Here is a 12710-nt window from a genome sequence, read left to right on the forward strand (position 1 = left end):
CGACTTTTTAATTTACGTTCTCAAAAAAGAACCCTGCCGAATTCACTGGCCAGCGAGCGGCGGTATGTTGATGCCTACGCGCTCGAGTCCCATGATAACCGTCAATGCTGTCGGGGCATGTTGGACTATTTCCTTCTGCACTTCGATGCGCCGCAGGTCGACAAACTCTGGGGCTGTGAGTCCAAGTGATTCCCGATAGGCCCGGTCGGCGATCCCCCGCTGCATTTCAGCTTTCTCACGCGCTTCCTCCGCCTTTTGGAATTCTACCATGGTAATCTTGCGTTGTTCCTGGATGATGGTCTGTGTCGTCTGCTCGACCACGCCTTTGGGAGGAAGGATGCTCCCGACGACAACACGATTTAACCGCACAGGGAGGTCCTGCTCTTCAATTAGCTTTGTTTTGACCTCCTGTGCAATAGCATCCTGTAACTTGGCTCTTGTGGTCGGGTCGGTTGTCAACTGAAAGAGCGGGTATTTTTGCACTTCTTCTCGTACGAAGGTCCGGAAGGCTTCTTTAACGTTGTTCTGATACCAGTTGGGCCCATACTTTGAAATCAATTCCGGCGAACGGCCTTGGACGACATTGGCGATTAGAAATGCATCAAAAGACACGGGGGCATTTTCGGCCGAAATGATATCGAAATGTTCCGAGTATTGAATCGGACGGATGTCGACATTGATGACTTTCGTTGATGGTGAAACGGACACTCGGCCGGTTGTGGTTGGTACAGGATCCACGCCACCATGGCCGAAGAAAAATGGTTGCTCGACTAACACCCCTTCATGCCCTGCTTCGATCGCGACACATCCAATGCTCGAAAGTACTATCGAAAAGACTCCGACGATCCCCAAAACACGACTCATGTTGCGGGTCATAACCCCCTCCTTTCCTCACGCCATTCAGCCAGGGAAAGTCAGGTTGAATGGCCGGCGTCTATTGACGCCTGAGCTTCCGCACACATTCCAATGTCATATCTTAAGAAGCGGTCTGACGGAACGTCAAACCGAGGCTGCTAAAACATTCCAATGATTAAAAGGATTATGAAGGCGGGAGAATAGCGATCCAATGGAATGAAGTCTCCGGGGAAGGGATTTAGAAGGTATCGATTAATTTCTGGAAGACCAAGCAAATTTTGATTGGATGAATGTTTTCTGGTTTCCTTTCGCCCTGTCTACTGACTGCTGCGGCGCATCGATTCAGCACGATGAGACTGATTCAGATATTTCGAAGAGTTCTCGGGAGGTTATTTCGAGGGAAGACTGATCGTTGTTTGTCGGCAGTGTGAGGAAATTGTGGGCGGAAGATTGTCTCCGTGTGCCGCAGGGTGATCTCTCAAATAAATCCAGGCACGGACTGGTGTCAACGAGTGACGGACTCCGTCACTCGCTACTCTTCGGAGCGTACCTTCATCTTCACTGGCTCAAGCGGATTGTCCCGGCTGTCGCATGGCAAGGCGGCGATCTGATCCACCACCTCCATACCTTTCACCACTCTGCCGAACACCGTATACATGCGATCAAGACTGCTGGTGTCCTCCACGATGATATAGAACTGCGATCCGCTATCGGAGACATCACGGGTGGCATCCGGGTTTCGTGGAACTTTGGCCATGGCAACCGTCCCGCGACGGTGAGGTCGATCACTCGGTTCGGAAGGGAGGCTAAACCCCGGTCCCCCGGTGCCATGGAGTTCCCGGTCAGGATGTTTGCTTAATGGGTCGCCACCTTGGATCAGAAATTTCGGCACGACCCGGTGAAATGTCGTGTCATCATAAAATTTCAGCCTGACGAGATTGAGGAAGCTTTCCACATGTCGGGGCGCGTCGTCCGTAAAAAAGCGGATTTCTATATCCCCGAATTTCGTGGAGATAATGGCCTTGGGATTTTTCTTTTTGAATTGTAAGTGAGGTGGTGTGGTCACAGTTCTGGCACTCTACCAAGGGTTTGCAAAGTTCATCAAGCATCACGAACGTTTGGGTGAAGAAGAAACTCAGAAATATGTGTTGACAAGAGACAATGTCCGCACTTCAGTCATGGTAAGGCTCTGAAAACGTCACATCATTCGGAATGTCGTTTCGAGCAGATGACAACTTTTTTCAAGGTGATCTTCTCCCGGAAAATAGTGCGTGAGGCTCAGGCACTGCCTTTTCACATCAGAAGAGCTGAGCAGGGTCTGGAGCCCCGTGGCAATGTTGGAAGCTTTGAACCTTCGTTTTCGAATGATCCTGCCCACCCCTAATTTTTCAATCCGGGCGGCATTATCAAATTGGTCAAACGCCAGGGGTTGAATCACTTGCGGAATGCCTGCTCGTAAGGCCTGTGAACAGGTGCCGATGCCTCCATGGTGAATGAGGGCCGCGGCATGCGGGAGGAGCTGGCTGAGGGGCACATAGGAAAAGTGCGTGATCCCCTTCGGGAGAAACGGAGGAAGTTGTTCCGGGTATCGCGTCAGAAAAATCGCCGGCCGTCCCAGTTCCTGGCTGGCTTCGGCCGCCTCCTTAAAAAATGATCGGCCATGTTTATTGGCCGAGCCGGGGGTATAGATGAGGGGTTCCGGGTGTGCATCCAAAAAATTCTGTACGGTTGCAGGAAGGACACTGTCCGGAGCTTCATCATAGAGGGGAAAGCCGGTGACATGCGTTTCCGGAGGCCAGTCAGGTTGGGGAGCGGCAAACCACTCAGGAAACAGACCCAAGACCAGATCGGGTGAATGCAGCCAGTTGTGGAAGATCCGTGAGACTGGTGGCAGGCCGAGCTGACGGCGAAAATCATTGAGTTGGGGTTTCACCATAGGATCGATGAACGTGTGATCCAGAAATTTCCATATGCCGTCTTTGATTGCAACGGGCAACCAATCCGGAAGAGTCAGGCCGGGAATTTTGGGAGCTTGGTAGGCCGAGTGGAAGACACCTGGTGAAAAATGGACGGTGGCGTGAGGGATGTGGTGGGTTTCTTGAAGAAGACGAGCGGCAAACCCCAGGGTGGAACTGATCAAAAGGGTATTTCCCGGGATGATCTTTGACTTAAGGAGCGTATAGGTTTCTCCCAAGGCGCGCGAGACGATCTGTTTCATGAGGATCCGCCAGCCTTTGTGGGGATGCCACAAAGCAGGATTGTCGGCTATCGCGTCATAGTCATCTGCCGTTCCCAACGCGATAAATGCCACTCCCGCTTTGTGAACCAGTTCTTGGAAATGAGCACTGGTGAAGATTGTGACCCTATGCCCGCGTTGCAGGAGTTCTCTGGCCATCCCCACCAGGGGTAGGACATCCCCGTAACTTCCCACAGCCAGGATAAGAATCGTCATTGATGGTGACCTGGAGTTACCCTTGGAATTCCTCGTCTGCGAATGCGAGATTATTCGTCTGCCACCGTTTCAACCGGCAAAACCCCCAAGGCATATAGATTCCAAAGGTGATGATCGTGAGCACCATGATCAGGAGCCAGGTCCCAAAAAATCCTAAACCCGTTCCGTGAAAAACGAGTTGGCGATTCCCGATGAAGGTGTGTTCCGAAATCCACCGCTGTTGAGCAGAATAGGCCCACGGAAAAAATAATCCAAATGTGATCACAGTCAACACCCACGTCCAGATAAATAACCATAAACAACTGAATCCTGTTCCGCGAAAATCAAAACGCTGATGATTCATGGGCTCCCTCATAAAAATGTGGAGAATTCCCCACAGCCTACCATGGGAGGGCCCGATGGTGAATGAAAAAAATAAATACATACATAAGATTTTTCTGCCGGCGGGTTGGGAACTGAGAGCTTAGAGGAAGCGTGATGTGCTATGAGAGCATCCCAAGAAGTGGAGTGCACGGAACCTGAAGAGAAATTTAGAAGATCCAGAGATTGACCTTCATCCCGGAGTCATACTAGCGTAACACCTATCACGAGATACCGGGACAGTCCGGGTTGGGAAGGCTGTCCTTTCTTCGGTCTTCAGGGAAAAGGAGGAAATTATGAAAAAAGTCGCCGTGATTCTTTCAGGTTGTGGGTATTTAGATGGAGCTGAAATTACCGAAGCCATTAGCACGCTCATTGCCATCGGCCAAAACGGAGCGGCATATGAGGTGTTTGCCCCGAATAAAGATGTTGAGGAAACGAATCACCTCACTCAAAAACCCACCGGCCAGAAACGAAATGTCTTGCAGGAATCCGCCCGGATTGCTCGCGGCGAGATTCAGCCGTTAGAACAACTCAAGGCGAAAGATTTCGACGCTTTGGCCTTTCCTGGAGGTTTTGGAGCCGCGTTGCATCTCTGTGATTTTGGAGAAAAGGGAAGCGGTGGGCACATTGATCCACAGGTGGCCAGAATCGTGAAGGAATTCAGTGACAGCCAAAAACCTATCGCGGCCATTTGTATCGCGCCGGCGATCATGGCATTGGCTTTTGGAAAAAAAGGCGTCAATGTGACCATTGGAGATGACGCCGGAACCGCATCTGAGTTAGAAAAAACCGGTGCTAAACATCAGAATTGCGCGGTGGAACAATATGTGGTGGATCATAGCAATAAAGTCATCACCACACCCGCCTACATGTATGGATCAGCCAGGCCCCACCAGATTTTTGCCGGTGTCAGCGGGGCGATTGCTGAATTGATGAAGATGGCCTGACGGCAGGGGTCGAGTCCAGATAAAACATAAAACTCCGGTGCCAATACAGACAAGAAAAATTGTGAGGAGAGTCGAAGTAGGAAAAAACAGGAGGGAGCACCCGAAAAATCCAATCATGAAAATCGTTGCCGTGACTTTCGTGTTCTGATTGATACTGCCTTCATGGTGCCAATTCTGAATCATCGGACCCAACAGGGGCTGACTGAGCAGCCATGAGTGCAGACGAGGGGAACTTTTGGAGAAGCACGAGGCGGCCAGCAGGATAAATGGCATGGTGGGCAGGAGTGGAAAAAATAATCCCAAAATCCCGAGAGCAAGACTGCCCCACCCTATGACCAGCATGATAAATCTTACGGCCAAGGCTGGCATGCTTGTGAACCCTAATGGGGATGAGTCATGACCGGCGAAATTTTCTTGTGATTCCTTGTGAATGTTATCGGCCTATTCAGCGAAAAATTGAAAGAAGCATTTGGGAGGAACGAGACGGTCAGTCCACGATGATTTTGCTATGGGCTTGTACGACCACAACACGAGTTGTGGTCGCAAGAGGCAACCTGATTTCCAAAGGGTGTGTTCACATGTAAAGGAGGTGAAGATGGGACCTACAAAAGTCATTCCCAAGGAAGGTGCACTTTACGAGGTTAAAACCGGCAAACTTGTTCAAGACGGTCTTCCGACGCGAACCGAGCAGGAGGCCTATGTGGCGCAACATTATCTGGTCCTACCGGTTATTGATAAGGCGGGGAAGCCATGGGCTCTTGATGGCCAACCGGTGTTTTGCCTTCGCGGAACGCAATTCGAAACCGTCGACGATCAGAAGGTCCATTTAGCCCGATGCCCGGATTGTGGGGGAATGGGGATCCGGGATGACGAACCGTTGGTAGAATCCGATTGTATCCGATGTGTCCAATGTGGGCATGAGTTCGATACCCGGCTCGAGATGATGGAGAACTGAAAAATGTAAGAAGTCCTCTCCGGGTCTAGAGCCAAAAGGCAGCTGGAAGAAAAGGTACGGGTTATTTCGGAGTAGCGTTCTCAGGGGACGCCATAACGGGCACCGTCATGTTGGCAGAAAAACAAAGAACGTGAATGGAGGATGAGGGAGAACACGGTTCTTCGTGGGAGGCGATGAGGATGCCTCCCACGAAGAGATGTTCGGGTCGAGTAGTATGCACTTGACTTACTTTTGGGCAATTTTTTCCGTGGCTTTGGGACCCACCAAAGGCATCAGCGCCAGATCCTTGGCTTCATCACTCACTTCAAGAAGAGCAATGGCTCCCGTGAGCGCATCCTTCAGTGAGTGGGTGACGATCGGATAAACCCCTTTTTGTTCCACCACGACATCCAGAATGGCTCCATCTGCCGCTCCGATCACCTGGGTCTGCACCCCTTGCAGGCGGTTAGCCGGATTTCCGCTGGGCCAGACATCATCCCAGATTTCTGCAATCGGATGAAGTGAGGAAAAATTATTCGGCCCGATGTTGACGAAGTAAAACCGTACCCGGTCACCCGGCTTGGCGGTGAGAAACTCTCCTCCCTTTGCTGCATGAACGGGATCATACTTAAATATCCCGCCGTTGAAGACGACATGGTCATTTTTCGCGTCCATCATCGCCGCGACATCATCAGGATCTTTTGTGAATAACTCCGATTGCACCAGCACATATTCCCGGTCAGCCTTTGGCATCGCACTCGCATCTTTGGGATCCACAATAACGGCCCCGAACATGCCACGGGCAATATGTTGAATCATCGGAAACGCGCCGCAGTGATAGGCAAAGACGCCTGGCCGCTTCGCGTCCCAGACATATTCCAGAGACTCTCCGGGGTTCACGTCACGATAATTCGCAAGGAAATCCGTTTCCGCTGCATGAAAGTCCATGGAATGAGGGCGACTATTGTTCTCGTGGTTTTTGAGGATGAAATGCACCTGGTCACCCTCAGTCACGCGGACGACGGGACCGGGAATCTGACCGTTAAAGGTCCATGCTTTATAAATGGTGCCTTTACCGTCAATAATGACTTCCGTTTCCACGGCGGTGAGTTCCACCTTCACCTTTTTAGCCTCGACTTGTGGCGTAAAGGTGAAAAGACTTCCGGTCATTGCCACTAGCGCAATTCCCAACCCTATTCGGCCTGAATGGCGATTCTTCATTCTTCCATCCTTCCCAACGAATATAAATGTGATTAATGCGAGTGATGCCTGACTATATTTGCCAATAGATGCAACATATCCTGCTTGTGTTACTAGCATATACTGTGCCAAATGCAATTAATATATAAGCCATTGATTTATAAATAATTATTTGCATGTATTACAATGTGTTATCAACAATATTTTGTTTTACAGCAATATTTTGCTGCTATACAGCAAAATATTGTTTAATGTGAGAAGAAATCCAAATCCTGCATGTTTTTCCATTTTTCCACACTCTAATACGGAAAATAGAACCGATGAGCAATACCGATGGCAGTTATCTGGCGGAGATGCGGTTTCGGGCCGTAGCGCAATCATCGCACGATGCCATCATTATCGCGGATCAATCAGGGACCATCCTGTTTTGGAATAAGGGGGCCAAAGACATCTTTGGCTATGAAAGCGAGGAGACCGTCGGCCAGCCCCTTACTATGCTTATGCCGGATCGCTACCGCCAGGCGCATCAAGCCGGGCTTGAGCGATACAGCACCAGGGGAGAAACGCGAATTCTCGGAGAGACCGTGGAACTAAATGGTTTGCGAAGAACGGGAGAAGAATTCCCTCTCGAGCTCACACTTTCGGCCTGGAAAGAAGAAGAGCGCCTCTTTTTCAGCGGAATCATTCGAGATATTTCTCAACGAAAAGAAGCCGAAGAAGCCCTTCAGCGATCGGAAGAAAAATATCGCGCTATTTTTAATCAGGCGGTGGAAGGGATCTATCAGGCGACACCTGCCGGTGCCTTTCTCAATGCCAATGCGGCCCTGAGTCATTTGTTGGGGTACGACTCCCCTCAAGCCCTGATGGAAACCGTCAAGGATATCGGTTCCCAACTCTATGTCGAGCCAACGAAACGGGAGGAGTTTTGCCGGGTGCTGGAGCACCAGGATGTCATCACGGATTTTGAGTCCCAGGTCTATCGGGCGGACGGAACACCAATCTGGATTTCAGAAAATGCCCGTGTAATCCGCAACGCGGAAGGAGCGGTGCAGTGGTATCAAGGGTTTCTGGTTGATATTAGCGGGCGTAAACAGGCAGAAGCCCTCCTGGAACGGCAAAACCGCTTGCAAGCAGAAAACCGGTACTTACAGGAAGAAGTCCTCGAAGCCGGGGCTTTCGGGGATCTTGTGGGACAAAGCCCGGCCCTGCACAACGTGATCCGTCAAATCGCTCTCGTGGCACCCACGGAGGCAACTGTGCTGATTCTCGGTGAATCCGGAACGGGGAAAGAATTGGTTGCTAGGGAAATACATAAACGCAGTCAACGGAAAGACCGGCCGTTAATCCGCGTGAATTGTGCCTCCATTCCGCGGGACCTGTTTGAAAGTGAATTTTTCGGCCACGTGAAAGGGGCATTTACCGGCGCGGTCAAAGATCGGGCCGGGCGATTTGGCGCGGCGGATGGGGGAACCTTGTTTCTGGATGAGGTCGGCGAAATTCCCCTGGACCTCCAAAGCAAATTCCTGCGGGTCCTGCAGGAGCAACAATTTGAACGCGTGGGCGAGGAACGCACTCGTCATGTGGATGTCAGAGTGATCGCTGCGACAAACAAGGACTTAAAACTGGAAGTTGAACACGGTCGGTTCCGGCAAGATCTGTATTATCGCCTCAATGTTTTCCCGCTTGAAATGGCCCCGCTGCGCGAACGGAAAGAAGATATTCCGCTCTTAGCCGAGTATCTTCTCGGGGTCACCTCAAAAAAGCTCCATTGTGCGCAACCGAAACTGACGAAAGCCCTCGTGGGGCAATTGCAACGTTATAATTGGCCGGGAAATGTCCGGGAATTGCAAAACGTCATCGAGCGGGGTCTGATTCTTTCCGAACGACAGGGATTAGCATTCGATATCCCTAAGCCGGGAGGAGGACGAGCTTCTTCGCAGCCTCAGGAGTCCCATGCGTCTCTCATGGCACGGAGTGTGATGACAGAACGAGAAATGCGTCTTCGGGAACGGGAAAATATTTTAACGGCCCTTGAACAGGCTGAATGGAAAATTTATGGAAAAGGCGGCGCGGCCGAACGACTCGGTATTAAACCCACCACTTTGGTTGCCCGCATCAAAAAAATGGGAATCGTGAAGGCAAGGTGAATGTCGGAACCTCGTTGCTGCGGATCGCCACGCAATAGACACCATTCTTTTACCTGTCCCTCCGCACCCTGATCGTAATATTCCTCTATCTCACATCAATGCTCAATCTTTACATTTGAGATGTGGAGTCGTGTGTCTGATCTCTGACCGCACATCGAACAAACGCTGATTTGCCCGTGCTGTCTCGGCTAGACAAAGCTTCATGGTGGCTGGGAAGATACATGCGGAAACCTGACATATGAAACCATACTCGATTTATCTGGTCATTGGCGGATGCGGTATGGCCGCGTTGATGATGGGCATCGTCCTTCCGGAGGTGTTGCCGGGGTGGCGTTGGGCCCATGAACCCCTCCATTCCACATTGGAAACTGTCGGTGGATTGGCCGCCATTTCCATGGGAATTGTGCTACTTCAAAGGACCACTGACCCTACCAGGCAGAAATTCTTTCCCCTCGCCGGTGGCTTTCTCGGGATGGGTACTCTTGAAATTTTTCACGCCGTATCAGTACCAGGGAATGGATTCGTGTTATTGCGGGGCCTTGCGAGTTTGTTGGGAGGTTTGGGATTCGGGCTGATGTGGCTCTCTGCGTCGGGAAAACACCACCTAACGATTAAATGGATGCCGTGGGTGATGACCGGCGTAGCCCTTGCAATTGGCTTTTGGACGATTGGATTTCCGGAATATTTGCCGGTAATGGTGCGTGAAGGGGCATTCACGCCAACCGCCGTTGCTCCTAAAAGTTTTGCGAGCATGCTGTTTTTTGCCGGATCGCTTCGCTTCTTTTTGGATTATCGAACCACGGGTCGATCGGAAGATATCCTGTTTGCCTCATTGGCCCTTATGTTCGGATTTGCGGAATTGATGTTTACCTATTCCGTGATCTGGGGCAGTCGATGGTGGTTCTGGCATTTCCTCCGGTTGTTGGCGTATTTCTTCGTTCTGGGGTATATCGGGCGAGGGTATTTGGCCACCGTCTCGGAGTTACGGTCATCATTGATTCAGACGAAACAGGCCGAACAAGCCAGTCGGCAGAGTGAACAACAGCTTCGGACAGTCTTGGAAGCCCGGGAGCGTTTGGCCCAGGATCTTCATGACGGCGTCATTCAATCGACATTTGCTTTAAAGCTGAATTTGGAACGGTGCCAGCGACTCATTCCACAGAATCCTCAAGAAGCTCTCACCGGCATCAGCGATGTCTTAATGGAACTCAAATTGGTGATTCAAGACCTGCGCAAACATATTAGCGGTCTTGAACCGGAATGCCTGAATGGACGGCAATGGGTTGAAGAGATGCGCACCCTCGTGCATAGCGTAGAAAAATCACAGAAGCTGCCCTTTCACCTGCAGATCGATCAGGAGGCGGCCGACCTGCTCACGCCGGAGGAAGCCACCCATCTGCTGTATGTGGTGAAAGAATCCATCAGCAACAGTGTGCGACATTCACATGCCACGTCAGGCACGGTGTCGCTTCAAGTGCGCGAGGGGACGGTTTGTTTGGAAGTGATGGACGATGGTCTGGGATTTGATCTTGAAAATACCCATGAGGGAGTTCACGGATTGAAAAATATGGCCGCACGCGCGAAGCGGTTGGGTGCGCACTTTCAAGTATGGTCGAAACCTCACCGTGGAACTCGAATTTTTTTTGAGATTGCACAGAAAGGAAGCCATGCCCAGGCGTAACACAAACCCTATCCGTCTCTTACTGGTCGATGATCACGAGGTGCTTCGCCTGGGCCTGAAAACGCTGTTTACCGAAACCGCGAACATTCAGGTTGTGGGTGAAGCGGGTACCAGGGCCGCGGCGGAGTCCGAAGCTGACCGTCTTCAGCCTGATGTGGTGCTCATGGATGTCCGTCTTCCCGACGGGAGCGGTATTGAGGCCTGCCGTGAGATTCGGAATGCATCTCCTGAAATCCGGGTGTTGTTTTTGACGTCCTTTGCCGACGACGAGGCGGTGATGGCGACCATCATGGCAGGAGCCAAAGGCTTTCTGTTGAAAGAAATCAGCGGGGAGGAGTTGGTTCGTGCGGTAACAACGGTGGCTGCCGGTCAGTCTATTCTCGATCCTGCGATCACACAACGGGTTCTCACCAAAATGCAGCATCTCTCTACCTCTTCCGCTGATGGCAAAAAAGAATCGTTGGCTCCTCAGGAATTGAAGGTGTTGACACTGGTGGCCGAAGGAAAAACCAATAAGGAAATTGCCGTAGCACTTGACCTGAGCGATAAAACTGTCGGCCATTACCTTGAAAATATTTTCCAGAAACTGCAGGTGACCCGCCGCTCTCAAGCTGCGGCAGAGTTCGTCCGCAGATTCACCTCATAGCAAATGTTAAATATTTCAATGTACTGCCTTTTCATTAGCATATGAGTTCCTGAAACTTACACCGGAAAAAATGAGGGAGTGTTCAAAAAGGCTCGTCCAGCAAGGCCGCAGCCGATTGGACGGGCGAAGCGTACGGACGAGTACGTGAGCACGGCCAGGCGGCGAGAACGCCGCTGGCGGCATTTTTCAAAACTCCCATTAGGGGCGATTACCCCTATTCGCATACGGGAAGAATAGTTGCCCGGCTCCTGGTGTTCGCACCTACCGCTTTCCTCTCAATTCATACACAATAGCCTCAGACGATGAAGACTCCCAAGCGGAGCCTGTTCTCATCCACTGTTCAATCCAAGGAGGCCGTCATGCCCAATTTCATTTCTAAACGATCCCTGATGCTCTCGACACTGTTGTTTGCTTGTGTGTACGGACTTATTTTGAGTCCCGGTTTGGTCCAGGCAGATAAGACATCGGGCCAGGACAAAGTAAAAGTGTTGTATCACCTAAATAGTAACGACCCGGCTCTCGCCAAATACACGATGGCCTTGATTAACAAACACATCGAAGCCGAAGGCGGACCGGACAAAATTGACCTGGTGCTGGTTGTGCATGGGCCGGCGCTGAAGTTGTTTGAAAGCGACACGGTCGATCAGGAGTTGAAGGATAAATTGAAGGCGGTGATTGACAAAGGGATCAAGGCTGAAATGTGTCAGGTCTCAATGAAACTATATGGGACACCGCTGGAGAAATTAGTAGCGGGGTTCATACCCACCGAGCATCCGGTAGCCGTCAAGCGGATTGCCGATCTTCAACGCGCAGGATATGTGTATATCAAACCGTAAGGAGAAAATATGCGGATGAGATTCTGTATCTCGATGAAAGAAGAAAATACCGCATCCAGTGGGAGCCTTCCAGGCTCCCACTGGGGACGGTGGTTCGGGACAATCAGAGGCGGGGTGGCCGGATTCATGATGGTCACCCTGAGTCTGCTCTTCGGAGCCTTGGCAGCTACCGCCGCTCCATCCGTGCCGGCTCCGAAATTTCAGCTCCAGGCATTTGACGGGCACACCTACAGCAAGGCTTCTTTAAAGGGTCGCCCCACCCTTATTGTTTTCTGGGCGCCATGGTGTCGGTATTGCCAAATGGAATTACCGATACTCGCGAAATTTTATCAAGGCAACAAACCAGATCAGCTCCAAGTTTTGACCATTGCCTTCTCAGACAGTCTGGCCCATGTGGAAGAATATGTCACATCCAACCCTGATACCTTTGTCTATCCCACGGCCTATGATCGAAACAACGTGGTGGCGCAAGCTTTCGGTGTCAATGCCACCCCGACATTCGTGGTGATGGACGCAGAAGGGAACATGATCCTTGCCCATCGTGGCGCAGGGATCAACCGGAATCCCCAGTACCAGGAGTTTCTCAACAGTTTGAAGTAAGAAACCGGCCCGTTAGAGGGCCATTCGGTTTTTCACGGACAGAACGCTC

13 protein-coding genes are annotated in these 12710 nt (G+C 51.1%); 7 read left to right on the top strand and 6 right to left on the bottom strand.

Annotated elements, in window-relative coordinates:
- Positions 1 to 42 precede the first annotated feature (42 nt).
- The 4 genes from PQG83_RS01430 to PQG83_RS01445 form a co-directional block, all read right to left on the bottom strand.
- Positions 43 to 876 carry an SPFH domain-containing protein gene (locus PQG83_RS01430; RefSeq protein ID WP_312745927.1) on the bottom strand — a complete coding sequence of 278 codons (834 nt, stop codon included), beginning with the start codon at positions 874 to 876 and terminating at the stop codon, positions 43 to 45.
- Positions 877 to 1387: 511 nt separating this feature from the next.
- On the bottom strand, positions 1388 to 1921 hold the full coding sequence (locus tag PQG83_RS01435; RefSeq protein WP_312745930.1) for a peptidylprolyl isomerase: 534 nt from the start codon (positions 1919 to 1921) through the stop codon (positions 1388 to 1390).
- Between the two features lie 132 nt (positions 1922 to 2053).
- Complete coding sequence (locus PQG83_RS01440) at positions 2054 to 3307, bottom strand: glycosyltransferase (protein ID WP_312745933.1); 1254 nt, start codon at positions 3305 to 3307, stop codon at positions 2054 to 2056.
- A gap of 16 nt (positions 3308 to 3323) precedes the next feature.
- A complete protein-coding gene (locus PQG83_RS01445; RefSeq protein ID WP_312745936.1) occupies positions 3324 to 3650 on the bottom strand; it encodes a DUF898 family protein in 327 nt (108 codons plus the stop codon).
- 313 nt (positions 3651 to 3963) lie between these two features.
- Between PQG83_RS01445 and elbB the strand changes: the two genes are divergently transcribed.
- Positions 3964 to 4617, top strand: coding sequence for an isoprenoid biosynthesis glyoxalase ElbB (elbB, locus tag PQG83_RS01450; protein WP_312745938.1), 654 nt, complete (start codon positions 3964 to 3966; stop codon positions 4615 to 4617).
- Here the strand turns inward: elbB and PQG83_RS20835 are convergent.
- A complete protein-coding gene (locus PQG83_RS20835; protein ID WP_376753546.1) occupies positions 4549 to 4986 on the bottom strand; it encodes a YbaN family protein in 438 nt (145 codons plus the stop codon). The genes elbB and PQG83_RS20835 overlap by 69 nt on opposite strands.
- 226 nt (positions 4987 to 5212) lie before the next feature.
- On the opposite strand from PQG83_RS20835, the gene PQG83_RS01455 reads away from it, so the two are divergent.
- Complete coding sequence (locus tag PQG83_RS01455) at positions 5213 to 5572, top strand: hypothetical protein (protein WP_312745941.1); 360 nt, start codon at positions 5213 to 5215, stop codon at positions 5570 to 5572.
- A gap of 225 nt (positions 5573 to 5797) precedes the next feature.
- On the opposite strand, the gene PQG83_RS01460 is transcribed toward PQG83_RS01455, so the two are convergent.
- Complete coding sequence (locus PQG83_RS01460) at positions 5798 to 6772, bottom strand: multicopper oxidase domain-containing protein (RefSeq protein WP_312745944.1); 975 nt, start codon at positions 6770 to 6772, stop codon at positions 5798 to 5800.
- A 299-nt stretch (positions 6773 to 7071) separates the two neighbouring features.
- Here PQG83_RS01460 and PQG83_RS01465 point away from each other — a divergent pair, with 299 nt between their 5' ends.
- From PQG83_RS01465 to PQG83_RS01485, 5 genes are all read left to right on the top strand, one after another.
- Positions 7072 to 8898 (top strand): sigma 54-interacting transcriptional regulator, encoded by a 1827-nt coding sequence (locus PQG83_RS01465; RefSeq protein WP_312745947.1) that lies wholly within the window; start codon positions 7072 to 7074, stop codon positions 8896 to 8898.
- A 238-nt stretch (positions 8899 to 9136) separates the two neighbouring features.
- Positions 9137 to 10579, top strand: a complete 1443-nt coding sequence (locus tag PQG83_RS01470) for a sensor histidine kinase (RefSeq protein WP_312745950.1) — start codon at positions 9137 to 9139, stop codon at positions 10577 to 10579.
- On the top strand, positions 10566 to 11225 hold the full coding sequence (locus PQG83_RS01475) for a response regulator (protein WP_312745952.1): 660 nt from the start codon (positions 10566 to 10568) through the stop codon (positions 11223 to 11225). Before PQG83_RS01470 ends, PQG83_RS01475 begins: the two co-directional genes overlap by 14 nt.
- 359 nt (positions 11226 to 11584) lie before the next feature.
- On the top strand, positions 11585 to 12061 hold the full coding sequence (locus PQG83_RS01480) for a DsrE family protein (protein ID WP_312745954.1): 477 nt from the start codon (positions 11585 to 11587) through the stop codon (positions 12059 to 12061).
- Positions 12062 to 12076: 15 nt separating this feature from the next.
- Entirely contained in the window at positions 12077 to 12661 is a 585-nt protein-coding gene (locus PQG83_RS01485) for a TlpA family protein disulfide reductase (protein ID WP_312745956.1), read from the top strand.
- The last annotated feature ends 49 nt before the right edge of the window (positions 12662 to 12710 follow it).

It is taken from the genome of Candidatus Nitrospira neomarina (assembly GCF_032051675.1).
Lineage (GTDB): Bacteria > Nitrospirota > Nitrospiria > Nitrospirales > UBA8639 > Nitrospira_E > Nitrospira_E neomarina.